This window comes from Klenkia sesuvii, from assembly GCF_037083825.1.
Taxonomy (GTDB): domain Bacteria; phylum Actinomycetota; class Actinomycetes; order Mycobacteriales; family Geodermatophilaceae; genus Klenkia; species Klenkia sesuvii.
Genome location: NZ_JBAPLU010000022.1, coordinates 26,831 through 49,799, shown reverse-complemented (window position 1 = coordinate 49,799; position 22,969 = coordinate 26,831). Strand labels below are relative to the sequence as shown.

At 75.0% G+C, this 22,969-nt stretch carries 27 protein-coding genes; 16 read left to right on the top strand and 11 right to left on the bottom strand.

Annotated features, from left to right (window positions below; genetic code table 11):
• The first annotated feature begins 7 nt into the window (after window positions 1–7).
• From TEK04_RS17810 to TEK04_RS17800, 3 genes are read left to right on the top strand one after another with little or no spacing between them, the layout of a single operon-like run.
• Window positions 8–1,303, top strand: coding sequence for an extracellular solute-binding protein (locus tag TEK04_RS17810; protein WP_336405699.1), 1,296 nt, complete (start codon window positions 8–10; stop codon window positions 1,301–1,303).
• A complete protein-coding gene (locus TEK04_RS17805; RefSeq protein WP_336405698.1) occupies window positions 1,300–2,235 on the top strand; it encodes a carbohydrate ABC transporter permease in 936 nt (311 codons plus the stop codon). The genes TEK04_RS17810 and TEK04_RS17805 overlap by 4 nt, the downstream gene beginning before the upstream one ends.
• Complete coding sequence (locus TEK04_RS17800) at window positions 2,232–3,098, top strand: carbohydrate ABC transporter permease (RefSeq protein WP_336405697.1); 867 nt, start codon at window positions 2,232–2,234, stop codon at window positions 3,096–3,098. Before TEK04_RS17805 ends, TEK04_RS17800 begins: the two co-directional genes overlap by 4 nt.
• On the opposite strand, the gene TEK04_RS17795 is transcribed toward TEK04_RS17800, so the two are convergent.
• Window positions 3,099–4,514 carry a YcaO-like family protein gene (locus TEK04_RS17795; protein WP_336405696.1) on the bottom strand — a complete coding sequence of 472 codons (1,416 nt, stop codon included), beginning with the start codon at window positions 4,512–4,514 and terminating at the stop codon, window positions 3,099–3,101.
• A 253-nt stretch (window positions 4,515–4,767) separates the two neighbouring features.
• Here TEK04_RS17795 and TEK04_RS17790 point away from each other — a divergent pair, with 253 nt between their 5' ends.
• The gene (locus TEK04_RS17790; RefSeq protein ID WP_336405695.1) at window positions 4,768–5,136 is read left to right on the top strand and encodes a hypothetical protein; all 369 of its coding nucleotides are present in this window, start codon (window positions 4,768–4,770) and stop codon (window positions 5,134–5,136) included.
• Between the two features lie 18 nt (window positions 5,137–5,154).
• Here TEK04_RS17790 and TEK04_RS17785 read toward each other — a convergent pair whose 3' ends face one another.
• Complete coding sequence (locus tag TEK04_RS17785) at window positions 5,155–5,616, bottom strand: Lrp/AsnC family transcriptional regulator (protein ID WP_336405694.1); 462 nt, start codon at window positions 5,614–5,616, stop codon at window positions 5,155–5,157.
• Between the two features lie 119 nt (window positions 5,617–5,735).
• Between TEK04_RS17785 and ald the strand changes: the two genes are divergently transcribed.
• Window positions 5,736–6,839: an alanine dehydrogenase gene (gene ald, locus TEK04_RS17780; protein ID WP_336405693.1), complete on the top strand. Its 1,104-nt coding sequence runs from the start codon at window positions 5,736–5,738 to the stop codon at window positions 6,837–6,839.
• Here the strand turns inward: ald and TEK04_RS17775 are convergent.
• The 4 genes from TEK04_RS17775 to TEK04_RS17760 form a co-directional block, all read right to left on the bottom strand.
• Window positions 6,828–7,364, bottom strand: coding sequence for a MarR family winged helix-turn-helix transcriptional regulator (locus TEK04_RS17775; RefSeq protein ID WP_336405692.1), 537 nt, complete (start codon window positions 7,362–7,364; stop codon window positions 6,828–6,830). The two genes, ald and TEK04_RS17775, sit on opposite strands and share 12 nt — an antisense overlap.
• Complete coding sequence (locus TEK04_RS17770) at window positions 7,361–8,191, bottom strand: SDR family oxidoreductase (protein WP_336405691.1); 831 nt, start codon at window positions 8,189–8,191, stop codon at window positions 7,361–7,363. The genes TEK04_RS17775 and TEK04_RS17770 overlap by 4 nt, the downstream gene beginning before the upstream one ends.
• 31 nt (window positions 8,192–8,222) lie before the next feature.
• Window positions 8,223–9,161, bottom strand: a complete 939-nt coding sequence (locus TEK04_RS17765; RefSeq protein ID WP_336405690.1) for an ATP-binding protein — start codon at window positions 9,159–9,161, stop codon at window positions 8,223–8,225.
• Between the two features lie 109 nt (window positions 9,162–9,270).
• Window positions 9,271–10,473, bottom strand: a complete 1,203-nt coding sequence (locus TEK04_RS17760) for a DUF6986 family protein (protein ID WP_336405689.1) — start codon at window positions 10,471–10,473, stop codon at window positions 9,271–9,273.
• 21 nt (window positions 10,474–10,494) lie between these two features.
• Between TEK04_RS17760 and uraD the strand changes: the two genes are divergently transcribed.
• From uraD to TEK04_RS17735, 5 genes are all read left to right on the top strand, one after another.
• Complete coding sequence (gene uraD, locus TEK04_RS17755; RefSeq protein WP_336405688.1) at window positions 10,495–10,989, top strand: 2-oxo-4-hydroxy-4-carboxy-5-ureidoimidazoline decarboxylase; 495 nt, start codon at window positions 10,495–10,497, stop codon at window positions 10,987–10,989.
• On the top strand, window positions 10,986–11,303 hold the full coding sequence (gene uraH, locus TEK04_RS17750; RefSeq protein WP_336405687.1) for a hydroxyisourate hydrolase: 318 nt from the start codon (window positions 10,986–10,988) through the stop codon (window positions 11,301–11,303). The genes uraD and uraH overlap by 4 nt, the downstream gene beginning before the upstream one ends.
• Before the next feature lie 91 nt (window positions 11,304–11,394).
• Complete coding sequence (gene pucL / locus TEK04_RS17745; protein WP_336405686.1) at window positions 11,395–12,285, top strand: factor-independent urate hydroxylase; 891 nt, start codon at window positions 11,395–11,397, stop codon at window positions 12,283–12,285.
• A gap of 182 nt (window positions 12,286–12,467) precedes the next feature.
• The gene (locus tag TEK04_RS17740; RefSeq protein ID WP_336405685.1) at window positions 12,468–13,283 is read left to right on the top strand and encodes a hypothetical protein; all 816 of its coding nucleotides are present in this window, start codon (window positions 12,468–12,470) and stop codon (window positions 13,281–13,283) included.
• Complete coding sequence (locus TEK04_RS17735) at window positions 13,280–13,813, top strand: RNA polymerase sigma factor (protein ID WP_336405684.1); 534 nt, start codon at window positions 13,280–13,282, stop codon at window positions 13,811–13,813. The genes TEK04_RS17740 and TEK04_RS17735 overlap by 4 nt, the downstream gene beginning before the upstream one ends.
• On the opposite strand, the gene TEK04_RS17730 is transcribed toward TEK04_RS17735, so the two are convergent.
• Window positions 13,801–14,181, bottom strand: coding sequence for a PIN domain-containing protein (locus TEK04_RS17730; RefSeq protein WP_336405683.1), 381 nt, complete (start codon window positions 14,179–14,181; stop codon window positions 13,801–13,803). The genes TEK04_RS17735 and TEK04_RS17730 overlap by 13 nt on opposite strands.
• A complete protein-coding gene (locus TEK04_RS17725) occupies window positions 14,172–14,426 on the bottom strand; it encodes a type II toxin-antitoxin system Phd/YefM family antitoxin (RefSeq protein WP_336405682.1) in 255 nt (84 codons plus the stop codon). Before TEK04_RS17725 ends, TEK04_RS17730 begins: the two co-directional genes overlap by 10 nt.
• A gap of 224 nt (window positions 14,427–14,650) precedes the next feature.
• Here TEK04_RS17725 and TEK04_RS17720 point away from each other — a divergent pair, with 224 nt between their 5' ends.
• The 5 genes from TEK04_RS17720 to TEK04_RS17700 all read left to right on the top strand — a co-directional run bounded on the left by TEK04_RS17720 (window position 14,651) and on the right by TEK04_RS17700 (window position 18,456).
• Window positions 14,651–15,661 (top strand): LacI family DNA-binding transcriptional regulator, encoded by a 1,011-nt coding sequence (locus TEK04_RS17720; protein WP_336405681.1) that lies wholly within the window; start codon window positions 14,651–14,653, stop codon window positions 15,659–15,661.
• Window positions 15,662–15,700: 39 nt separating this feature from the next.
• Window positions 15,701–16,555 carry a carbohydrate kinase family protein gene (locus tag TEK04_RS17715; RefSeq protein WP_336405680.1) on the top strand — a complete coding sequence of 285 codons (855 nt, stop codon included), beginning with the start codon at window positions 15,701–15,703 and terminating at the stop codon, window positions 16,553–16,555.
• Between the two features lie 28 nt (window positions 16,556–16,583).
• Entirely contained in the window at window positions 16,584–17,513 is a 930-nt protein-coding gene (locus TEK04_RS17710; RefSeq protein ID WP_336405679.1) for a pseudouridine-5'-phosphate glycosidase, read from the top strand.
• 105 nt (window positions 17,514–17,618) lie between these two features.
• Entirely contained in the window at window positions 17,619–18,125 is a 507-nt protein-coding gene (locus TEK04_RS17705; RefSeq protein WP_432277354.1) for a phosphoribosyltransferase, read from the top strand.
• 37 nt (window positions 18,126–18,162) lie between these two features.
• Window positions 18,163–18,456: a type II toxin-antitoxin system Phd/YefM family antitoxin gene (locus TEK04_RS17700; protein ID WP_336405678.1), complete on the top strand. Its 294-nt coding sequence runs from the start codon at window positions 18,163–18,165 to the stop codon at window positions 18,454–18,456.
• A 3-nt stretch (window positions 18,457–18,459) separates the two neighbouring features.
• Here TEK04_RS17700 and TEK04_RS17695 read toward each other — a convergent pair whose 3' ends face one another.
• The 3 genes from TEK04_RS17695 to TEK04_RS17685 form a co-directional block, all read right to left on the bottom strand.
• Complete coding sequence (locus tag TEK04_RS17695; protein WP_336405677.1) at window positions 18,460–19,557, bottom strand: class I SAM-dependent methyltransferase; 1,098 nt, start codon at window positions 19,555–19,557, stop codon at window positions 18,460–18,462.
• A 141-nt stretch (window positions 19,558–19,698) separates the two neighbouring features.
• The gene (gene msrA / locus TEK04_RS17690) at window positions 19,699–20,352 is read right to left on the bottom strand and encodes a peptide-methionine (S)-S-oxide reductase MsrA (protein WP_336405676.1); all 654 of its coding nucleotides are present in this window, start codon (window positions 20,350–20,352) and stop codon (window positions 19,699–19,701) included.
• 35 nt (window positions 20,353–20,387) lie between these two features.
• Entirely contained in the window at window positions 20,388–22,154 is a 1,767-nt protein-coding gene (locus TEK04_RS17685) for a putative bifunctional diguanylate cyclase/phosphodiesterase (RefSeq protein ID WP_336405675.1), read from the bottom strand.
• Window positions 22,155–22,252: 98 nt separating this feature from the next.
• Here TEK04_RS17685 and TEK04_RS17680 point away from each other — a divergent pair, with 98 nt between their 5' ends.
• Entirely contained in the window at window positions 22,253–22,948 is a 696-nt protein-coding gene (locus tag TEK04_RS17680; protein ID WP_336405674.1) for an alpha/beta hydrolase, read from the top strand.
• Window positions 22,949–22,969 lie beyond the last annotated feature (21 nt).

Sequence of the window (22,969 nt, the reverse complement as noted above, 5' to 3'; positions counted from 1 at the left end):
TCAGGCGGTGATCAGCGGACGGCTGTCCCGACGAGGGTTCCTGGGCGCGAGCGCGGCCGGCGCCCTGGCCCTGACCGGGTGCGGCACCGGCTTCGCCCTGCAGCGCGGCGACGGCACCGGGAGCACCGAGGGCCGGTTGAGCTTCACGCTGTGGGCCGGGGAGGCCGAGCTGGCCGCGTTCCGCACCGTGGCCGAGCGCTGGACGGCGACCAGCGGCATCCCGGTCGCGTTCAACGTCGTCCCGTTCTCCGAGGCGCTCACCGGCGTCGACGCGAACCTGGCCAGCGACCGCGGGCCGGACCTGTTCCGGGTGACCTACCAGGACATCGGCATCTACGCCGCCGGCGGCGCCCTGCTCGACCTCACCGACCTGCTGCCGGCCGGGTACGTCGACGGGTTCGGCGAGGCGTTCGTGTCGGCGGTGCAGAGCGGGGGCCGGGTGTACGGCGTCCCCCACCACACCGACACCTCCCTGGTGCTCTACGACACCGAGGCCCTGGCCGGGGCCCGCATCCCCGGCAGCCTCGACGAGGCCTGGACGTGGGAGGAGTTCCGCTCCGTCGCCGCGGGGCTGCCCACCGGCGACGCGCAGTTCGCCTTCGGCGTCAACTGGCAGCTGGCCGGGGCCTACCGGTGGCTCAACTGGGTCGACCAGCGCGGGGGCCGGCTGCTGACCGACGACCTCGACGGCCCGGCGATCGACAGCCGCGCGGGCCGCGACGCCCTCGCCTTCACCCAGGCCTTCTTCACCGACGGCCTGGTGCCGCCCACGACGTCGACCAAGGGTTCCTACGTCGACGAGCTGTTCACCACCGGCACCATCGCGATGGTCTTCGCCGGCGACTTCCTGCTGCCGACCATCGACCCGGCGTTCGTCTCGGCCGGGCGCGAGTACGGGGCCACCTTCCTGCCGGCCGACGAGCGGGCCTCGGCCGACCTGGGCGGCAACGCCGTGGTCGCCACCGCCCAGTCGGTGAACCCCGAGGCGGCCGCGGACTTCCTGGCCTTCCTGGCCGACGACGAGCAGCAGGCGCTGTTCTGCGCGCAGGCCACCGTGCTGCCCACCCGCACCGCCCTGCTCGGTGAGCGGCTGGACTACGCCGTGCGCCCCGACCTCATGGAGCTGTTCGTGGAGCAGGCCACCACCATCACCCCGCAGCTGTCGGCCCAGGTGACCGTGCCGCAGTTCAACGCGGTCAACGCCTCGATGGTCGACCGTCTCGAACAGGCGTTCCTGGCCGGCGACGACCCCGGCGAGGTGCTGGCCGCCCTGGCCGAGGACGTCGCCGGGCGGCTCTCGTGACGACGGCGGCGCCGGCCGCGGTCACGGCCCCCGTCCCCGGGGACCCCCCGCCCCGCAGGCGCAGGATCTCCCGCGACACGGTCGCCGCGTGGGGCCTGCTCTCCCCCAACCTCGTCGTCTTCGGCGTCTTCCTCTTCATCCCCCTGCTGGCCACCGTGTGGCTGTCGCTCTACTCGTCCTCGGGCTTCGGCCCGCGCGAGTTCGTCGGCGCCGACAACTACACCGAGCTGTTCGGCGACTCGACCTTCTGGCGCGCCACCGCGAACACCGGCCTGTACGCGCTGCTCACCGTCCCGGTCTCGCTGGCCCTCGGGCTGGGCATCGCGCTGGCGATGAACCGCCCGCTGCGCGGACGAGGGGTGCTGCGGGGCATCTACTACGTGCCCTACGTCATCAGCGGCGTCGTCGTCGCCGTGGCCGGCCGGTGGATCTTCAACGAGAACGTGGGCGTGGTGAACCGGCTGCTGCGCTCGGCCGGCCTGGACGGCGTCCCGTGGCAGAGCGACGCCGTGGGCGCCATGGGCTCGCTGGTGCTCATCAGCATCTGGACCAAGGTCGGCTTCGTCATGGTGGTCTACCTCGCCGGCCTGCAGTCGATCCCCAAGGAGTACCTGGAGGCCGCCCAGACCGACGGCGCCGGCCGGTGGCAGCGGCTGCGGTACGTCGTCGTCCCGCTGCTCAAGCCGACGACGATCTTCCTGGTCGTGCTCGGGGTGATCGAGAGCTTCCAGGTGTTCGACGTCGTCTACGTGCTCACCGGCGGTGGGCCCGGCAACGCCACCGAGATGCTCGTGACCTACGCCTACGCCGAGGGCTTCGACGCCCGACGACAGGGCTACGCGGCGACCATCGGCGTCGTCACCTACCTGTTCATCGCCGTGCTCACCGCACTCTGGTACCGCCGGCAGCGCGCCCAGGAGGCCGACCTGTGAGCACCGCCGTCCGCACCCCGTCGAGGGGTGCCCGCCGATCGCCGCGGGGCGGGGCCGGGTGGGCCTCGTGGCGGGCCGTGGCGCTCGTCGCCGGCGCGCTCGTGATGGTCTTCCCGCTCTACTGGATGGTCATCACCGCGTTCAGCGACCAGGGCGCGCTGACCAGCGGACCGCTGCGGTTCTTCCCGGAGAACCCGACGCTCGACGGCTTCCGGCGGGCCTTCACCCTGCTGCCGTTCGGCCAGTTCTTCGTGAACTCCACCGCGATCGCGCTGGTGGCCATGGCGCTCTCGGTGACGCTCAACCTGCTGGCCGGGTACGTGCTGGCCAAGTACCGGTTCCGCGGCCAGCAGGTCGTGTTCATCATGATCGTGTCGACCCTGATGATCCCGGTGCAGGTCGTCATGGTGCCGCAGTTCCAGCTGGTCGCCGGGCTGGGCTGGATCAACTCGTATTGGGCGGTGATCATCCCGCGGGCGGCCGAGGCGTTCGGCATCTTCCTGTGCCGGCAGTTCATGCTGGGCATCCCCGACGAGGTGCTCGAGGCCGCCCGGCTCGACGGCGCCGGCCACCTGCGCATCTTCTGGTCGGTCGTGCTGCCGATGAGCCGGCCGCTGATCGCCGTCCTGGTGATCCTGACCTTCATGTACCGGTGGAACGAGTTCGCCTGGCCGCTGATCGTCCTCAACGACCAGCAGCTGTTCACCGTGCCGATCGGGCTGTCGTTCCTGCAGGGCGAGTACGGCACCGACTACCCGGCCCTGATGGGCATGGCGCTGCTGTCGACCCTCCCGGTGCTGGTGGTGTTCGCGGTCTTCCAGCGGCAGTTCGTGGAGGGCGTGGCCCGCAGCGGCCTGCGCTGATCAGCGCAGGCGCTCGGGCGCGTGCCGGGTCGGTTCGCGGTACAGCGGGTAGAGCCGGCCGACCGTGCGGTCGACGGCGGCGACGTCGAGCCAGACGGGCCCGCCCAGCCGCTCCGTCGCGTCCGCCGTGAGCCGCACCTGCCGGCGGTGGGGCCCCTCCGCGGGCCCGCGGCCCACGAGCGGTGAGCCCCGGTCGAGCAGCCGGCGGGCCACCCGCTCGCCGATCCGCCCGTAGGACAGCGTCTCCACCTCAAGCCCGGGTACCAGCACCTTCGCCACGTGCACGTCGCCGGCCCGCGCCGGGGCGACGAGCAGGTCGAACCCGGCCAGCCGGTCCCGGTACAGCGCGAGGGTGTCCGCGGGGCCGGCGGCGTCCGAGGTCGGCAGCTCCGCGTAGGGCACCGGGGAGCTGCACCGCCACAGCGGGGCCAGCAGGTCGTCGAGCTCGGGGGTCGTGAGGTCGGCCCAGGACGTCATCGCGGCCAGCGCGCGGGGCTCCTGCGGGCCGAGCGGGGCGGCCAGCTCGGCGGCCAGGTAGCCGGGGTGCAGCTCGCGGACCCGGTCCAGCGGGCCGAAGGCGAACGCCCGCCGGGCGCGCGAGGACGCCAGCTCCAGCACCGCCTTGCGCACCGCCTCGGCCCGGTCGGGGGCGGCGGCCTCGCCGATCGCGCTGAGCACGACCGGCGGGTCGGCCGCCGCGTCGCGGGCCACGGCGTGCACGACGACGGCGAACTCCGTGCTGTCGAGCTTGACCAGGACCTCCAGCCCCGCGGCGGCCAGCTCGGCGAGCAGGGTGGCGGTCTGCGGGTCGTCGATGCCCGTGATGACCCGCCCGGTGTCCAGCGCCCGGAAGTCCACGGTGTCGCCGTCGCGCTGCAGCAGCTCACCGATCCCGTGGGCCACCGCCCGTTCGAGGGTGTCCCCGGCGCCCATGCCGTTGGTGATCGGGGTGACCAGCCAGCCGCCGCCCGGCGGGGGTGCGGCGATGCCGCCGGCGTGCGGGGCGACGAACTCGGCCGGCACCAGCACCTCCTCGCCCGTCGCCCACCGGGTGGTGGGCAGCCAGCGCAGCGGCCGGTCGGGGTCGGCACCGGCCGGCAGCACGAGGGTCAGCGGGTCGGCCACCCGGTCGACGCCCCGCTCGCGCACCAGTTCGGCGTGGGTGGCCGTGCGCGGTTCCACGTGCAGCAACGCGTCGTCGAGCAGCACCTGCTCGGCCAGCTCGCCCCAGGCGCCGGTCGCCGCCGCGCCGACCGAGGCGCCGTACCCCACCCCGTGGCCCGAGCGGGTGCCGTCGGTCGAGCGCCACACCGTGGCGGTGACCGGGACGCCGGTGCGGTCGTACGGGCGCAGGTCGAGCTCGGTGGTCCACCCGGTGGGCAGGGCGGACCGGTAGGCGGCGGACGGGTCGGTCACGACGCCACTGTGCCCGTTGCCGGGGCCACCCGCAGTGGTCCCGGCAACCGGGGGTCAGCGCCGGCGGACCCGGGTGGGGTGGCGGTCGCGCGGGGTGGCCACCGTCGCCGCACAGCTCACTCATCCCGGTGATGTCTCAGCGCTGAGGTATGTCCGCGCGACGAACAGGGCATGGTGGTGTCGGCACTGCACCGAGCGGTGGCCCCCCGGGTCGCCCCGGACGTCGACACGAGCGAAGAGACCAGGAGTTCCGTTGCCCACGTACGTGACCTGCACCGTCGTCGAGACCGACGCGGCGCACGCCTTCGAGCTGGGCATCTCGCTGCGGGTGGACGGCCCGACCGGGACGGCGGTGCGCGAGGACCCCCACGTCCCCGAGGTCTTCTACGTCGAGGGCTGCACCGAGGGACCCGACCTCCCCACCGCGCTCGTCGAGACCGGCACGGCAATCGCCCGCACGGTGGCCGGGTCCGGCCTGCCCGGGGTGGTCGTGGAGGTCACCGTCCTCGACGCCGACGGGGCGCTGACCTGGGTCCCGTCCGCCGACGTCCCCGCCCTCGACGGCACCGGACCCGGCGTCCCCGCGCCCGACGCGCCGGCGGGGGGCACCCCGACGCGCTGACCGCCGTCCGGCCGGCCGTCAGCGGCCGCGCTCGTGCTCGAAGATCAGGCTGGTGTTCGTCGCCGCGACCATCGGCTGGGTCGAGATGCGGTCGGTGACGAAGTCGCGCAGGTGGGCGGTGTCCCGGGCGCGCACGTGCACCACGAAGTCCTCGGCCCCGGCGACGTAGAAGAACTGCGCCACCTCGGGGAGCGCCCGCAGGCCGTCGGCGAACGTGGTCAGCTGATGGCGGGCGCCCGGCCGCAGCCGTACCGACACCAGCGCCTGCAGGGGCGCCCCCAGCACGTCGGGGTCGACCTCGACGGTGAACCGCGTGATCACCCCGTCGGCCACCAGGGCCCGCACCCGGGCCAGGCACGTCGACGGCGACAGGCCCACCGCGGCGGCCAGCTGGTTGTTCGGACGGCGCCCGTCGGCCCGGAGCAGCTCGAGCAGCCGGCGGTCGATGTCGTCGAGCGTTCGGCGACCAGACCCCGTCACGACCGTCCACCGCACACCGTGCGGCTCGGGCGTCGATCTGTGCGCACTTGTTCGTCCCCTCTGGCGGTCTGCCGCAGCCGGTGGCTGGATGGTGCCACCCATCACAGCAGGAGGTCCCCGTGCGCGTCGGCATCCCCACCGAGATCAAGGACAACGAGCAGCGGGTCTCCCTGCAGCCCGACGGCGCCGCCGAGCTGGTGCACCACGGCCACGAGGTGCTGGTGCAGCGGGGCGCCGGAACCGGCTCGCGGTTCGCCGACGAGGAGTACGAGGCCGCCGGCGCGCGCGTCGTCGACGACGTCTTCGACGCGGACCTGGTCGTGAAGGTCAAGGAGCCGGTGCCCGAGGAGTACCACCGCTTCCGGCCCGGCCAGCAGCTGTTCACCTACCTGCACGCCGCCGCCGACCGCTCGCTCACCGACTTCCTCCTCGAGCGACGCATCGACTCCATCGCCTACGAGACCGTGCAGACCGCCGACGGCCGGCTCCCGCTGCTCACGCCGATGAGCGAGGTCGCCGGCCGGATGGCCGTGCAGGCCGCCGCGCACCACCTCGAGAGCCCGGCCGGGGGCGCCGGCGTCCTCCTGGGCGGCGTGCCCGGCACCCCGGCCGCCAAGGTCACCATCATCGGCGGCGGCGTCTCCGGTACCGAGGCGGCCAAGATCGCCGTCGGCATGCGGGCCATCGTGCGGGTCTTCGACACCAACCCCTCGCGGCTGGCGTACCTCTCCGACGTCTTCGACGGCCGGCTGGACCTCGTGCAGCCCAACCGCGCCCGGCTGGCGGCCTACGTCGCCGACTCCGACGTGCTGATCGGCGCCGTGCTCGTCCCGGGCACCAGGGCCCCGAAGCTGGTCAGCCGCCAGATGATCGCCTCGATGCGTCCGGGCAGCGTCGCGGTCGACATCGCCATCGACCAGGGCGGCTGCTTCGAGACCAGCCGGGCCACGACGCACTCGGAGCCCACCTACGTCGAGGAGGGCGTCGTGCACTACTGCGTGGCCAACATCCCCGGCGCGGTCGCCCGCACCTCCACCCTCGCGCTGACCTCGGCGACCCTGCCGTACCTGGTCACCGTCGCCGACCACGGGGTGCGTGGGGCGGCCGCGGCGTCGCCGGTGCTGGCCAGGGGCCTCACCAGCCTGGACGGCGTCCTCACCAGCGAGCCGGTCGCCGCCGCGCACGACCTGCCCTGGACCCCGGTGGCCGACCTACTCGGCTGAGGGCACCCGGCCGAGCGCGACGAGGAAACGGCGCAGCAGCTCGGCCAGCTGCTCGCGCTCGGCCGGGCTCAGCCCGTCGAGCATCCCGTGCTCGGTGTCCAGGTGGTCGGGCAGCGCCGCGTCCAGCGCCGCCCGGCCCGCCGCGGTCAGGGTGACCACCACGGCCCGGCCGTCGGCCTCGCTGCGCTCGCGGGTGATCAGGCCCTTCTCCTCCAGCCGGTCCAGCCGCTGGGTGATCGCACCGCTGGTGACCAGCGCGGTGCGCATGAGCGCGGTCGGCGTCAGCTGGTAGGGCTCCCCCGCCCGGCGCAGGGCGGCCAGGACGTCGAAGGACGGGGCGTCCAGCCCGTGCTTGGCGAAGGTGGCCCGCTGGGCCAGGAACACCTCGCGCTGCAGCTGCGAGATGCGGCCGATGATGCCCATCGGGGAGCAGTCCAGGTCGGGGCGCTCGCGGGCCCACTGGGCCAGGATGACGTCCATGGCGTCGCCGGTCATCGCGTCGCCGGTCACCGCATCGCCGCTCATCGGGGCAGCTGGGCGAGGTGCTGGGCGAGGTGCTGGGCGTAGGTGCGCGGCGCCCGGCCGAGCAGGTCGGTGAGGACCCGCGGGCTGCCGGTGAACCCGTGCGCCCGGTAGTGCTCGAACATGGTGCGCAGGCACCGCCCGGCGTAGCTGTCCTGCTCGGGGGCCCGGGTGTCGACGGCGCGCACCGGCCGGCCCAGGTGCTCGGCCATGGCCGCGGCGACGTCGACCGCGGTGAGCGGCTGCGGTCCGACCGCCTCGAAGGTGCCGCCGTCCAGCCCGTCCGCGGTCAGCAGGACGGCGGCCGCGGCGGCGACGTCGCGCAGGTCGACCAGCGACTGCGCCTGCCGGGTCCCCCAGGCGCTGCGCAGCTCCCCGGTCTCGGCGGCCGTGGCCAGCGCGGCGTCGAGGTTGTCGGCGTAGGCACAGGGCTGCAGCACCCGCCACGGGACCCCGGCGGCGTCGAGCGCCTCCTCGGCCCGGTCCTTGGCCGCGTGGTGGGGCATCGCGCGCAGCTGCGGCCGCAGCACCGAGTGGTAGACCACCCGGCCCACCCCCGCCTCGCGGGCGGCACGGAAGGCGGCCGGCGCGCCGGCGGCCTCGGTGGGCTCGAAGTTGGGCCAGATCAGGTACAGCGCGTCGGCGCCGGCCAGCGGCAACCCCGCCGGGTCACCCACGAGGTCGCCGACCACCACCTCGGCCCCCAGCCCGTCGAGCTCGGGTCGGGGGCGGGCGCTGCCCACCACGGCCCGCACCTGCTCCCCCCGCGCGCGCAGCTCGCGCACCACCGCCGTCCCCGTGCTGCCCCCGGCCGCCGTCACCACGATCACGGCACTACCTCAGCGGTGAGGGACCCTCCCGTCAAGCCTGGTGGCGGACGGCGGTGGTCAGCCGGACGGTCAGGCCCCGCTCGGTCTGCTCGAGGTCGACGTGGTCGCACAGCTTGCGGGCCAACCACAGGCCCATGCCGCCGCGGGACAGGTCGTCGCCGTGCGCAGGCCGGTAGCCCGACAGCGGCCCGGCGAACGTGTGCCCGCCGTCGGAGATCGAGACCACGACCCGCTGGGCCGACGCCCACACCCGGGCCGACACCGGGCGCACCCCGTGCCGGAAGGCGTTGGCGGCGATCTCGCTGGCCGCCATGTGGACGTCCTCGTCGGCGTCCCGGTCACCGAGCCGCCCCTGGAGCGCGGCGCGGAGCGCGTGCCGCAGGGCGGGGAGCGAGGTCGCGTCGTCGACGACCAGGACGGGTTGCTCCTGCTGCACCGGCTCGACCGGGACCCCGAGCGAGGTCACCAGCGCGGCCGGGTCGACGTGACCGGCATTGCCGACCACCTGTCCGTCGACCACCTGCTGGGGGTGGGCCCGCAACGCGGCGTCCAGGAGGTCGGCCGGGGTGCGCCGACGGTCGTAGAGGCACAGGGTGGCCACGGGCGCCTGGCCGAGCACGTGCTCGTAGGCGGCCTCGCTGCGGACCAGCTCGTCCCAGCTCCGCCGGTCGTCGCAGAGGACCTGGCCGACCACCCGCAACCGGCGGCCCTCGGCCTGGGCCCGGGCGACCATGCCCAGCTGCCAGGCGATGCCCTCGGGCCCGCGCGGGGTGGGGCTCCCGACCTCGCAGACCTCGACGCCCGGCAGCGCGGCCCGGACGTGCTCGGCGAACCGGGGCAGGACCGCGGCGACGGTCAGGTCGCCCGCGTCCTCGCCGAGCCGGGCCCAGCCGAGCACGGCGGCGAGGACCGCGTCGTCGTCGACAGGGGTGGCCAGCGCGTGCACCCGCCCGGGAGCCACCGCGCCCACCCGACCTCCTCCGTCCGACCGTGTCCCATGATGGCTCACCCGGTCGGGCACGACGGTTCCGACTCGTGGGGGCGCCGATCGGTCATGCTAGCCCGACCGGTGCGGCAGGTCAGGTCGGACGACGCCCCGCGAGCCGGTCCAGCGCGACGCGGTCCAGCCCGGCGGCCGCCTCGACCTCGGCGACGTCGAGCGCGCCGCAGTCCAGGCCGCGCAGCACCACCGTGGCCAGCGCCTTGGCGGTGGCCGGCTCGTCGAGGACCCCGCCGTCCACGCGGGAGACGTAGGCCGCCAGCCGCGCGCCCGCAGCCGGCAGGGCAGCCCGGAAGAAGGCGTAGGTGGCGGTGTAGCGGGTGACCAGCTGCGCGGGGTGCAGGTCCCAGCCCTGGTAGAAGCCGCGCTGGAGCGCCCGGCGCACCAGCCCGGCGTGCAGCTGCCACGCCGTGTGCACCTGCTCGCGCGAGCCGACCGGCAGCACGTTGGTCGAGCCGTCGACCGCCCGCGCACCGGTGCCGGCGACGGCCACCTGCATCGTCGCCTTGGCGTGGTCGGCGGCCGGGTGGTCGCTGGCCTGGTGCGCGGCGGCGATGCCGAGCGAGGCCGAGTAGTCGTAGGTCCCGTAGTGCAGCCCGCTCACCCGGCCGCGGCCGGCGTGCAGCATCGCGGCGAGGGTGGCTGCACCGTCGGGGCCCAGCACCGCCTGCGGGGTCTCCACCTGCAGCTCGAGGTCCAGGGCCAGGCCGTGCGCCTGCTCGAGGGCGTCGAGCACGGGCAGGAACGCGGCGACCTGCTCGACGGCGGTGACCTTGGGCAGCGTGACCACGGCGCGGCCCCGGCCGGCCAGGCCGCCGAGGAACAGGTCGAGGGAGCGGACGCCGCGGTGGCGGGTGGGTCCTTCGAGCGACTTGGCCCGGGTGCCCCAGAACGGCGGCAGCGTGGGCTCGGCGGCGAGCACGGCGGCCGCCGTCCGCACGTCGTCGTCCTCGCGGTCGGGCGGGCCGCGGTAGCCGTCCTCGCTGTCGACGCGGAGGTCCTCGACCGGCTCGCGGGCCAGCTTCTCGCGCACCCGCGGCAGCACCTGCTCGACCAGGGCCGGGTCGAGCCCGAGGTCGGGCACGCCGTGCTCGTCGAGGGCGGCCAGCGCCTGCTCGCCCCACGCGGCCACCAGGCCGGGGACCACCGCGTCGGCCGGCACGTAGCAGGTGTGCACCGGCTGCCGGCCGGACCGCTCGCCGGGGTAGGCGGCCGTGCGGGCGTCGTCGACCGGGGCCAGCCGCCGGTCGAGCTCGGCGTAGACGTCGTCGTGGAGGCTCATCGGCTGGCATCCTCTCAACCCGTGGACCTCGCCGACTTCAACACCGCCGACGACGAGCAGCTCGCCGGGGCGCTGGTGGCCTGCAACGCGGCGGCCTCCTTCGCCCCCGCCGTCGTCGCCGGCCGGCCGTACGACTCGGTGGACGCCCTGGTCGACTGGGCCGGTGAGGTCTCCCGGGCGCTGCCCTGGGCCGAGGTCGGCGACGCCTTGGCTGCGCATCCCCGCATCGGCGACCGGGTGACCGGCGACTCGGCGGAGGCGTCGTCCTCGCGCCGCGAGCAGGCTTCGATGTCGGGGGCCGCGGACGACGTCCGCGCGGCGATCCTGGCCGGGAACCGGGACTACGAGGCGAAGTTCGACCAGGTCTTCCTCGTGCGGGCCGCCGGCCGCACCCCGGAGGAGCTGCTGGCCGAGCTGCAGCGGCGGCTGGGGCACACCCCCGACCAGGAGCGTCCCGAGGTCGTCGAGCAGCTGGCCCAGATCACCGAGCTGCGCGTGCGGGGGCTGGTCGCATGAGCGTGTCGACGCACGTGCTCGACGCGGTCGCCGGGCGGCCGGCGGCCGGGATGGTGGTGCAGCTGTTCGCCGGCGACGCGCTGCTGGCGGAGGGCGTGACCGACGCCGACGGCCGGTTCCGGCTGGCCGACCGCGACACCGACGCCGGGCCGCACCGGGTGGTGTTCGCCACCGGCGCCTGGTTCGCCGAGCAGGGGCGCGAGACCTTCTACCCCTCGGTCACGCTCGACTTCACCGTCGTCGACGGCGCCGCGCACCACCACGTGCCGCTGCTGCTCTCGCCGTTCGCGTTCTCGACCTACCGCGGCTCCTGACGAGCGGTGCGGGGGAACCTCGCCCTGCGCACTGCGCAACCGACGTTCCACGTGCAACACCACTGACATCCGCATCGGAGAGGGTGCACCCATGGCGATCGTGCTCGGACCCAACCAGTACGGGAAGGCCGAGGTGCGCGTGGTCGCGGTCGACCGCTCCACCCCCCGGCACACCCTCGTGGACCTCAACGTCAGCTCGGCGCTGCGGGGTGACTTCTCCGCGGCGCACCTGACCGGGGACAACGCGCACGTGCTCACCACCGATGCGCAGAAGAACACCGTGTTCGCCTTCGCCCGCGACGGGGTGGCCTCGCCGGAGGCGTTCGCGCTGCGGCTGGCCACCCACTTCGCCGGCTCCTACCCCTGGATCAGCGGCGCTCGGGTGGCCGTGGAGTCCTACGGGTGGGACCGCATCGCCGTCGGCGGCGCCCCGCACGACCACGCGTTCCGCCGGGCCGGTGGTGAGGTGCGCACCGCCGTGGTCACCGCCGACGACGGCGAGCTGCACGTCGTCGCCGGGCTGGCCGACCTCGTCGTGCTCAAGACCACCGGTTCGGAGTTCTGGGGCTTCCCGCGCGACGCCTACACGACCCTGGCCGAGACCCGCGACCGCATCCTGGCCACCGCGGTCACCGCCCGCTGGCGGTACGTGGGCACCGACCTCGACTGGCACGGCACGTACGACACCGTCCGGACGACGCTGCTCGAGGCCTTCGCGTCCACCCACTCGCTGGCCCTGCAGCAGACCCTGCACGCGATGGGCGCCGCCGTGCTGGAGACCGTGCCCGAGGTGGCCGAGGTGCGGCTGTCGATGCCCAACAAGCACCACTTCCTGCAGGACCTCTCCGCGTTCGGCCTCGACAACCCCGACGTCGTCTACCACGCCGACGACCGGCCCTACGGCCTCATCGAGGGCACCGTGCTGCGCGACGACGTCCCGTCCGCCGAGGTCGCCTGGCAGGGGACACCCGGCTTCGTCTGAGGCACCCTTCCCCCGCAGTTGCGATCAGCTGGGTTCACCGGACGCCGTCCTGGTTCACCGACGCCGGTGAACCAGGACGCCCATCGCTGAACCCAGTTGATCCACGCCCGGGCCGGGTGTAACGGTGCGACATGTGCGGGTGGACGTCGCACCCACGCGGCGCCGGAGCACGGAGGTCCCCGATGGACGACGAGCTGGACCGGTTGCTGCGCACCGGCACCCGCCCGGTCCCTACCGGAGACGACGCCCGCTCATTGTCGGACGACGTGTGGGTCCGTATCCGGCTCGGGGTCGCCGACGACACGCCCGCGGACGCCCCGGCCGACCGCCGACTGGTGGCCCGCGACGAGCTGGCGGCTCGACGCCGACGCCGGCCCGCCCGGGTCGCCAGCATCACCCTCGCCGTCGTCCTCGCCGGGGCCGGTACCGCAGCGGCCGCGGACTACCTCTCCACCCGCACCGGCGAGGAGCTGACGGGCTGGGAGCAGGACGCCGGGGGCCGCGGGGAGGTGCTCAACCCGGCCGGCACCGACCGCGCCGAGGTCTTCGACCAGGTGACCGGCGACATCCAGTTCCCACCCGGGTACGAGTCGGCCCGACAGTACGTCCTGGACTTCTACCCCGCCGAGGCCGACTCCCGGGTCACCGAGGGGGTGCTGCGCAGCAACGTGGCACGTGCAGCTGTCTGCTCGTGGGCCGATTCCTGGGTTGCCGCGGAGGACGCCGGTGACGCGGTAGCCCTGAGCGCGGCGACGGCGGTCCTGACCGGTGCGCCAGCGTGGCCGGACATCGTGGCCAACGACTTCCCGAACGCGGAGTACCAGCCCGACGGGAACGGCCGCTCCTACAACGGGTGGGTCCCTCCCCTCGCCGCGGCCGCCAGCGCCGGTGACCGCCAGGCCCTGCTCGACGAGGTCGCCGGCAGCTACGCGTGCAGCCACGAGGTCATCCCGGTCATCGACGCCGACCCCGATTACCCGATGGCCGGCGTCCGATGAGCGACTGGTTCGAGGACCTCTACCGCGAGACCCAGGGGCCGGTGCTGGCCTACCTCGCTCGCCGCGTACCACCGGCGGATGCCGCCGACCTCATGGCCGAGACCTACCTGGTCGCCTGGCGTCGGCGCGCCGATCTGCGATCAGCCAGCGAAGGTCGTCCGTGGTTGTTCGGGGTGGCCCGCCGATTGCTGGCTGAGCACCACCGGCTCCGCCCGGACGCCGTGGCCCTCGACGACGTCGGGGACCCGGCGGCCCCGGCCGACGGCACGTCGGTCGACCACGGGCCAGCCGTCCGTGCTGCGCTGCGGACGCTTGGCCCCGTGGGCCGGGAACTCGTCACGCTCACGGTCTGGGACGGCCTGTCCCCGGCCGAGGCCGCAGCAGTCGTCGGCCTGACCGCAGGCACGGCACGGGTGCGGTTGCACCGGGCTCGGGCCCGACTGGCACGCCACCCCCAGCTGCGCGACCTGCTCGAGGACCCCGCCCCGGCCGAGTCCTCACTCGCGGCAGCAGCGGCTCAGCCGACGTAGCGGGATTCGACGAGCGGCAGCCGGGCCTGCCGCTCGTCGGCGGTGATCAGCACCAGGCCGTGCGCGAGGGCGGTCGCGGCGATCCACAGGTCGTTGCTCGGCCCGCGGCCGGTGGAGCTGCGGATCCTCCCGTAGGCGCTGGCGACCGCGCGGTCGATGCTCAGCACCCCCCGCTCGGCCGCCACCCCGAGGAGCACCGCCAGGCGGCGCGATCGCGCGGTGGGCTCACGTGCGGACAGCACCCCGGCCTCGAGCTCGCCGAGGGTGACGCTGCTGACCGCCCAGCGCCCGCTCACGAACTCGGCGGGCACCGTCAAGGTCGCCCCAGCTACCACGACGCTGGTGTCGAACAGGGCGCTCAGCGCCATGGGTCGACCGCGGCGGCCTCGTCCTCGTCCCGCATCCGCCGCAGCTCGGCCGCCCAGTCGTCGTCCGGGCCGAGGGCGACCAGGGCGGCCCACGTGTCCGCACCGTGACCGATCTCCGCCGGGCGGGGACCGAGCTCGGCAACGGGACGTCCGTCGACCGTGATGGTGAACCGCTCGCCGGCCTCGGCGCGCCGCAGCACGTCGCTGACGTTGTTCCGCAGTTCACGCTGCGGAATGGTGGTCACGTCATCCAGCGTAGGGCTGGCGTAGACGATGCGCTACAACCCTTGGCCGCACGGATGCCGGACCAGGCGCACCCAACGCCGTCCTGGCTCGCCGACGCCGATCCACGCCGCTCAGGCCTCGTCCTGCACCCCTCCCGATCAACACCGAGCAGGTGGGTGCAGGGCGCGCTACGTTCCGGTACGCACCGAGCACCTGGTGCGACGAGCCCGGAGGACCCCGCGCGATGACCAGACCTCCCCGCCGGGCCCGGGCGGTCGACGTCGCCGCGCACGCCGGGGTCTCGGTGGCCACCGTCTCCTTCGTGGTCAACGGCAAGGCCGAGGGCCGGGTCTCCCCCGCCACCCGCCAGCGCGTGCTCGACGCCATCGCCGCGCTCGGCTACGTCACCGACGCCTCGGCCCGCGCCCTGGCCACCGGACGCCGGCGCCAGGTCGCCCTGCTCGCCCACGACATGACCAACCCGTTCACCGCGCAGGTCGCCGCGGGCGCGGCGGCCGGCATCGCCGAGGCCACCGGCGGCACCGGCCACCTGCTGCTCCTGCTGGGCTCCGACGAGAGCGGCCCGGACGTCGAACCGGTGGGTGCGGCCACCGTCGACGGCGTCCTGATCAACTACCCGGGCACCCTGCCCGCCGGCCGACCCGACCTGCCGGTGGTCCACCTCGACGACCCGGCGGCGGGGGGCCACCAGGTGTCGATGGACGTCGAGGTCGGCGCCCGCGAGCTGGCCCGGCACCTCGCCGGCCTCGGCCACCGCCGCGTGCTCCACCTGGGCACGCCGCGACCGTGGTCGACCTTCGCCCAGCGCCGCGACGCCTTCACCGCCGAGCTGCTGGCCCTTGCCCCCGGCGCCGTCGTGCTCGACGACCGCTGCGACATCGACCTGGCCGCCGGGGTGCAGCTGGCCGCCGACCACGCCCAGCGCTGGCTCGCCGACGGCGTCACCGCCGTCGTGGCCGCCACCGACCTGCAGGCCATCGGCGTGCTCGCCGGGCTGGCCGCGGCCGGGGTGCCCGTGCCCGGCCGGTTGTCGGTCGCCGCCTTCGACGACATCCCGTTCGCGGCGGTGGCCACCCCGCCGCTGACCACCGTGGCGCTGCCCGCGCGCGAGCTGGGCCGCCGGGGCGCGGTGCTGCTGGCCGGCGTGATCGCCGGCGACCGCAGCGAGCCCGGCGAGCCGGTGGTGCTGCCGGCCCGGCTCGTGGTGCGCGACAGCACCGGGCCTGCCTGCTAGCGTCCGCGTTAAGCGCTTAACGCCGACGAGGGGGACACCGTGCTGGTCTGCATCGGCGATGTCGTCGAGGACGTCGTCATCTGGACCGCCGCACCCCTGCACCACGGCACCGACAACCCCGGGCGCATCGTGCGCACCCGGGGCGGCAGCGCGGCCAACGTCGCCGTCTTCGCCGCCGCGTGCGGCGCGCCCACCCGGTTCGTCGGCCGGGTGGGCGACGACGCGCTCGGGGAGTCCCTGGCCGCGCAGCTGGCCGCCGACGGCGTCGAGCCCCGGCTGCAGCACGTGGGCCGCACCGGCAGCATCGTCGTCCTGGTGGCGCCCGACGGCGAGCGCACGATGTTCCCCGACCGGGCCGCCGCCGCCGAGCTCGCCGACGTCCCCGCCGCGTGGCTGGCCGGCGCCCGCGTCGTGCACGCCCCCGCGTACTCCCTGCTCGACGGCCCGATCGGCGCCACCACCCGCGGCCTGCTGGCGGCCGCCCGGGCCGCGGGTGCCCTGGTGAGCATCGACGTCTCGTCGGTCGACCTGGTCCGCCGGGTCGGCGCCGACGCCTTCGCCGAGCTGCTGTGCGCGATCGCCCCGGACGTGCTGTTCGCCAACGCCGACGAGGCCGCCGCGCTGGACCTGGATGCGTCGTCCGCCCTCACCGGCACCACGCTGGTGCTCAAGGCCGGGGCACGGCCCGCCGTCGTCCGCACGCCCGACGGCACCCGGCACGAGGTCGCGCCCGAACCGGTCGCCGCCGTCCGCGACACCACCGGCGCCGGCGACGCGTTCGCCGCCGGTTACCTGTCCGCCCTGCTCGACGGCGCGGCACCGCGCGCCGCAGCCCTGGCCGGCCACCGGCTGGCCGCCCGCGTGCTGGCCTCCCCCGGCGCCCGGCTCGTCTGACCCCGCACCCCCACCCCGAGGAGCACCCATGGCCCACCGCACCGAGACCGCCGAGCGCATCGGCCTGGTCGTCGCCGACGAGGTCGCCACCGCCCTGGCCGAGGGCACCCCCGTCGTGGCGATGGAGTCCACGATCTTCTCCAACCTGGGCCTGCCCGCGCCCGGCAACCGCGAGGCCTTCGACCGCTGCGAGGCCGCCGTGCGCGGTGCCGGCGCCGTCCCGGCCGTGACCGCGGTGCTCGACGGCCGGCCGCGGGTGGGCCTGTCGGCCGCCGACGTCGACCGCGTGCTCACCGGCAGCTCCAAGGTGGCTGAGCGCGACGTCCCCGTGGCCATCGCGCAGCGCTGGGCCGAGGGCATGACCACCGTGTCCGCCTCGGTCGCGCTCGCCCACGCCGCCGGCGTCGAGGTGTTCGCCACCGGCGGCATCGGCGGCGTGCACCGCGGCGTCGAGGTCACCGGCGACGTGTCGGCCGACCTCGACGCGCTGGCCAAGCACCCAGTGGTCACCGTGTGCGCCGGCGCCAAGGCCTTCCTCGACCTGCCCCGCACGCTGGAGCACCTCGAGGCCATCGGCGTCCCGGTGCTGGGCTGGCAGCACGACTGGTTCCCGGCCTTCTACTCCCGCTCGGTCGGCCTGGCCATGCCGCACCGCGTCGAGGACGCCGCCACCGTCGCCGGGGTGCTGCGCAACCGCCTGCGCCCCGACAACGGCGTGCTGCTCGCCGTCCCGATTCCCGAGTCGGCCGAGATCCCGGCCGAGGAGATCGAGGCGAAGATGCTGCGCGCGCTGGCCGCCGCCGACGAGGCCGGGGTGCGCGGGCCGAAGGTGACCCCGTTCGTGCTGGCCCGCATCGAGGCCGAGACCGACGGCGAGTCGATCCCCGCGAACCTCGCCCTGGCCGAGAACAACGCGGCGGTCGCCGCCCAGGTGGCGCGCGCGTTGCTGGAGGCCTGACGCCCCCCGGAGCCGCCGTGCGACGCCGAGGACCCGGGATCGGCTGGTTCCGGGTCACCAGCGTCATGCGACGGCCCCGGCGCGCTGGGGGCCAGGATGAGCGGCGTGACCGAGCAGCAGACGGCCCCGCGCGAAGTCCTGACCTACGAGATGTTCGGGACGGCGGGGCGCGACCTCGCCCAGCAGGTGGCCGACGACGGCTTCGAGCCTGACCTCATCCTGGCCATCGCCCGCGGCGGCCTCTTCCTGGGCGGGGCACTGGGCTACGCCCTCGACGTGAAGAACCTGTTCGTCATGAACGTCGAGTTCTACACCGGCGTCGACGAGCGGCTCGAGCTCCCGGTGATGCTGCCGCCCAACCTCGACCGGGTCGACCTCACCGGCGCGAACGTGCTCATCGCCGACGACGTCGCCGACACCGGGAAGACCCTCGAGCTGGTGCGCGACTTCTGCGCCGGCTACGTCGCCGAGGTCCGCTCGGCCGTCGTGTACGAGAAGCCCCGCTCGGTCGTGAAGTGCGACTACGTCTGGAAGCGCACCGACGCCTGGATCGACTTCCCCTGGTCGGTGCAGCCCCCGGTGGTCAACCGCCGCGGCGGCCTCGCGCACTGAACCCTCGCCGGACGTCGACCGTTCTACCGTGTGGTACATGGACTCCGTCGGCATCCGCGAGCTGAAGCAGAACGCGTCCGCGGTCGTGGCCCGGACGGCGAGGGGCGAGTCGGTGACCGTCACCGACCGCGGGCGACCGGTCGCCGCCCTGTCGCCCGTGCCGACCTCGCGGCTCGCCGGGCTGGTGGCCGCCGGGCTCGCCCGTCCCGCTGTCGGTGACCTCGGAGACCTCACCCCGCCGTCCGGGCCGGTGACCACGGCGCTGTCCCGGGCCTTGACCGAGGACCGGTCGGACCGCGCCTACGGCGTCGAGGTGTTCGCCCCGCGCTGACCCCTAGCGGGCCCGCGAGGCCGTCACGGTGAACTTGGGGTCGCGGGAGAGCTGCCGGGTCGGCCCCACCAGCCGCTGCAGGGCGGCGCGGTGCGTCAGGTGCGAGTTGTAGACGGTGATCAGCTCGCCACCCGGGCGCAGCACCCGCCCCGCGGCCTGGAACAACCGCTCGGCGATGCCGGCGTGCACCGTCGTCCCCTGGTGGAAGGGCGGGTTGCACACGACGAGGTCGACGCTGGCCGGCTCGACGCCGGCCAGGGCGTCGTCCCGGGTGACGGTCACGCGGTCGGCGACCCCGTTGCGGACGGCGGTCTCGCGCGCCGAGGCCACGGCGGCCGCCGAGGCGTCCGACGCCAGGACGGCGAACCCCGCGCGGGCGAGCGCGACGGCCAGCACACCGGTGCCGCAGCCGAGGTCGACCGCCGTGCCGGTGCCCTCCTCGGGGAGCTGGCGCAGCAGCGCGCGGGTCCCGATGTCGACCTTGGTGCCGGCGAACGCGGCGCCGTGCGCGGCGACGGTGATGCCGAGGTCGGGGTGCTCGGCGACCCGGGGGAAGGACGACGGGCCCGGGCGCGGCCCGGTGGCCACCAGCACCCGCGACTTCTGCCGGGCCAGCGTCGCGTGCACGTGGTCGAAGAAGTCGGCGAGCACGTCGTTCATGGCGCGGGTCATGTGTTTGACCCGCCCGCCGACGAACAGCGTGACGGAGGGGTCCGCCGCGGCGGCCACGGTCTCGGCGATCTCGCGCAGCGCGTCCAGCGACTTCGGTGCCTGCACCAGCACGACCCGGGCGCCGGTGGCGTCGAGCCCGGGCAGGACCTCGAAGCCCTCGACCCCGGTGCGCTCGGCGTTGGCGGCCAGCGCCAGCTCGGCGACCCGCAGGTCGGTGTGCGCGCGCACCCCGGTGGCCCCGTGCAGCGCGATGGCGCCCAGGGTCAGCGCACCGTGGGTGTCGTCGACGGTCAGGACGCCGTCGGGGTGGACGGCGATGGCCGCGGCGGCCTCGTCCAGCAGCAACCGGTAGGTGGCGTCGACGGCGACCAGGTCGGGTGCCTCGACGTCGGGGAACCGGGTCAGCTGGTCGAAGAAGGGGTCGGGCACCCGACCCACTCTGCCCCACTCCTCCCGGGCTCGGTCGTGAGGAGTGGGGCCCGGAGGGTCCCGCGATCGATCGACGGACGTGCTCGTCGACGCGGGGGGACGGCTCGTGGCCGCGGTGCGGCCCGAAGGGTCACGGTGTGCTCAGACCCCGGTGAGGCCGACCGGGCAGCTCACGCCGGTGCCGTTGACCGGGCAGTAGCCGTTCGGCACCTTGTACAGGTACTGCTGGTGGTAGTCCTCGGCGTAGAAGAACTCGCCCAGCGGCAGGATCTCGGTGGTGATCTCGCCGTAGCCCGCTGCGGTCAGCCGCTGCTGGTAGGCGTCGCGCGAGGCCTCGGCCGCCGTCTTCTGCTCCTCGTCGGCGTAGTAGACCGCCGAGCGGTACTGGGTGCCGACGTCGTTGCCCTGCCGCATGCCCTGGGTGGGGTCGTGCTCCTCCCAGAACTCCTTGAGCAGGACGTCGTAGGAGACGACCGCGGGGTCGAAGACCACCAGCACCACCTCGGTGTGCCCGGTGCGCGCCGAGCAGACCTCCTCGTAGGTGGGGTTGGGGGTGTGGCCGCCCGCGTAGCCCACGGCGGTGGAGTAGACGCCCGCGTGCTGCCAGAAGACCTTCTCCACGCCCCAGAAGCAGCCGGCGCCGAACACCGCGGTCTGCAGGCCCTCGGGGAACGGCGGCCGGATGCGGTTGCCGTTGACCGCGTGCAGCTCGGGGATGTGCGGCAGCTCCTGGGCACGCCCCGGCAGGGCGTCGTCCGCGGTCACCGGCTGGGTCTTGGCGCGGGAGAAGAACATGCCCCGAATGTAGGACCGGTCCGCAACCGCGGGGGTCAGCTGCGCGCGGGGGTGGCCGCCGGCAGCGGCGCGGGCCGGCCGAGCAGGTAGCCCTGGGCGTAGGTGCAGCCCAGCTCGACGAGGGTGGCCAGCTGCTCGGGGGTCTCCACCCCCTCGGCGACGACGTCGAGGGCGAGGCTGCGGGCCAGCTCGACGACGGAGGCCACCAGCGTGGTGGCCGCGCCGCCGCGGGCGAGGTCGGCCACGAAGCTGCGGTCGACCTTGACGACGTCGACCGGCAGGCGGCGCAGGTAGGAGAGGCTGGAGTAGCCGGTGCCGAAGTCGTCGATGGCGATGCGCACGCCGAGGTCGCGCAGCTCCTGCAGCCGGGCGGAGGCGGTGTCCAGGTCGTCGGCGAGCAGGCTCTCGGTCACCTCCAGGACCAACCGGCGGGCCGGCAGCCCGCTGTCGGCCAGCGCGTCGCGCACCGACTGCACGAACCCGGCGTCGGCCAGCTGGACGGCGGAGACGTTGACCGCCACCCGGCTGGGCCCCGGCTGCCCGGCCAGCCCGGCCGCGGCGTCCCGGGTGGCCCGGCGCAGCACCCAGGCGCCGAGCGCGACCACGGTGCCGGTCTGCTCGGCGATGGGCACGAACTGCAGGGGTGCGACGGGGCCGCGGGTGGGGTGCTGCCACCGCACCAGCGCCTCGTACCCGTGCACGTCACCGCCGGGCAGGGTCACGACCGGTTGGTAGTGCACGTGCAGCTGGTCGCCGGCGGCCAGGGCGACGGTCAGGTCCTCGGCGAGGGAGGCCCGGTCGGACGCCGCCTGGGCCATGCCCGGGACGAAGGTCACCACCTTGTCCCGCCCGGTCGCCTTCGCCTGGTACATCGCCAGGTCGGCGTTGCGCAGCAGCAGGTCGGCGTCGCGACGGGCCGCCGAGGAGGTGCTCGCGACCCCGACGCTCGCGGTCACCGTCGCCGGGCGGCCGGTCAGCTGCACCGGGTAGCGGACCGCGGACTGCAGCCGGCGGGCGACCTCGACGGCGCGTTCGACCGGACCGGGCACGAGGACGGCGAACTCGTCGCCGCCCACCCGCACGACCAGGTCGTCGGCGCGCACCCCGGCCCGCAGCCGAGCGGCGACCTCGACCAGCAGGGCGTCGCCCACGACGTGGCCGCGGCTGTCGTTGACCGCCTTGAACCCGTCGAGGTCGACGAAGAGGACGCTCACCGGCGTGCCGGTGCCCAGCACCCGGGCCGTGGCCTCGGCCAGCCGCCGCCGGTTGCCCAACCCGGTGAGGGGGTCGGTGCGGGCGCCGTCCTCGGCCAGCTGCCACGTGCGGTGGTGCACCAGGCAGACCAGCAGGGTCGCCGCGACCGGCAGCAGGTCGTAGAGGTCGAGGTCCCCGGGTCCGAACAGCACGACGCCGAAGTCGACCAAGGCGACGAGGACGGCGGTGGGCACGATGGCCCAGTCCTGGTAGAGCGCGCAGACGGCGATGGCCAGCAGCATCCAGCTGAAGGCCTCCCCCTGCCCGGTGACCGGCACGAGCACCGCGGCGCCCGCGGTGAGCGACAGCGTGGCCAGCACGGTGCGCAGCCGGGCCGGCCAGCTCGCCCGGGTCGCCAGGGCGGCGGGCAGCCCGACGCCGACCAGCACCAGGGAGGCCGCGCCCCGGCCGTGGCCCAGCGCGCCGGTCGCCAGCGCGAGGACGGCGGCCTGCCAGAGGGCGCCGAGCACGATCCAGCGGTGCCGGGCCTCCCACTCCGCCGCGGTCAGCGACGTACCGCTGCGCCATCGGCCGGTGCCCCAGGTCATGGCACCCCATCGGCAACGCCCCGCGCACGTCCGAGCCCAGCCGGTGCTGGTTCACCCCTTGGGGTGCGGGCGAACCGCGCGGCGCCCACCATCGAACGGTGCAGGTGACCGAACCCCAGCTCGAGCGCCACCCCGTCGAGGGCGACACCCGCGGTGTCGCCCTGTTCTGCCACGGCGGCACGGCCGCCAGCCAGGCCCCGCCCAAGGACCGCGCGCTGTCGCTGGTCCGCATGCGGGCCTTCGAGAAGTTCGTGCGGGACGACCTCGCCGGCCGGGGCGTCGAGACCGCGCTGGTGCGCTACCGGGTGGCCGGGTGGAACGGCGACGCCGCCGACGCCTACCAGGACGTGCAGTGGTCGATCGAGCAGCTGCGCGCCGAGCTCGGCAAGGACGTCCCGGTCGTGCTCGTGGGGCACTCGATGGGCGGCCGGGCCGCGCTCAAGGCCGGCGGCGACCCGCAGGTGACGGCGGTGTGCGCGCTGGCCCCGTGGACGCCGCCCGGGGAGCCGGTCATGCAGCTGCGCGGGCAGACGGTGGCGGTCCTGCACGGTTCGGGCGACCGGTGGGTGCCGGCGCGGCTGTCGGCCGACTTCGCCGTCCGCGCCCGGCGAGCCGGGGCGCGGGTGGCCCGGTTCACGATCCCGGGCGGTCACTCGATGCTGCGCCGGGCGCACACCTGGCACACCTTCGCCCGGGACGTCGTGCTCGCCGGCACCGGCCTCGAACCGATGCGGGCCGACGTGGCGAACGCTCTCCAGCTGCCGAGCCCGGAGGGCCTCGCGGTCCCGCTCTGACCCTTCTCAGCGGTACCGGGG

What these genes read in the sequence shown, in the direction of transcription:
- TEK04_RS17775 (WP_336405692.1), bottom strand. Translation starts at nt 7,364, where the DNA reads ATGAGCGGCGATGCGGTGACCGGCGACGCGATGACCGGCGACGCCATG.
- TEK04_RS17760 (WP_336405689.1), bottom strand. Translation starts at nt 10,473, where the DNA reads ATGAGCCTCCACGACGACGTCTACGCCGAGCTCGACCGGCGGCTGGCC.
- uraH (WP_336405687.1), top strand. Translation starts at nt 10,986, where the DNA reads ATGAGCGTGTCGACGCACGTGCTCGACGCGGTCGCCGGGCGGCCGGCG.
- pucL (WP_336405686.1), top strand. Translation starts at nt 11,395, where the DNA reads ATGGCGATCGTGCTCGGACCCAACCAGTACGGGAAGGCCGAGGTGCGC.
- TEK04_RS17740 (WP_336405685.1), top strand. Translation starts at nt 12,468, where the DNA reads ATGGACGACGAGCTGGACCGGTTGCTGCGCACCGGCACCCGCCCGGTC.
- TEK04_RS17735 (WP_336405684.1), top strand. Translation starts at nt 13,280, where the DNA reads ATGAGCGACTGGTTCGAGGACCTCTACCGCGAGACCCAGGGGCCGGTG.
- TEK04_RS17730 (WP_336405683.1), bottom strand. Translation starts at nt 14,181, where the DNA reads ATGGCGCTGAGCGCCCTGTTCGACACCAGCGTCGTGGTAGCTGGGGCG.
- TEK04_RS17720 (WP_336405681.1), top strand. Translation starts at nt 14,651, where the DNA reads ATGACCAGACCTCCCCGCCGGGCCCGGGCGGTCGACGTCGCCGCGCAC.
- TEK04_RS17710 (WP_336405679.1), top strand. Translation starts at nt 16,584, where the DNA reads ATGGCCCACCGCACCGAGACCGCCGAGCGCATCGGCCTGGTCGTCGCC.
- TEK04_RS17700 (WP_336405678.1), top strand. Translation starts at nt 18,163, where the DNA reads ATGGACTCCGTCGGCATCCGCGAGCTGAAGCAGAACGCGTCCGCGGTC.
- msrA (WP_336405676.1), bottom strand. Translation starts at nt 20,352, where the DNA reads ATGTTCTTCTCCCGCGCCAAGACCCAGCCGGTGACCGCGGACGACGCC.
- TEK04_RS17685 (WP_336405675.1), bottom strand. Translation starts at nt 22,154, where the DNA reads ATGACCTGGGGCACCGGCCGATGGCGCAGCGGTACGTCGCTGACCGCG.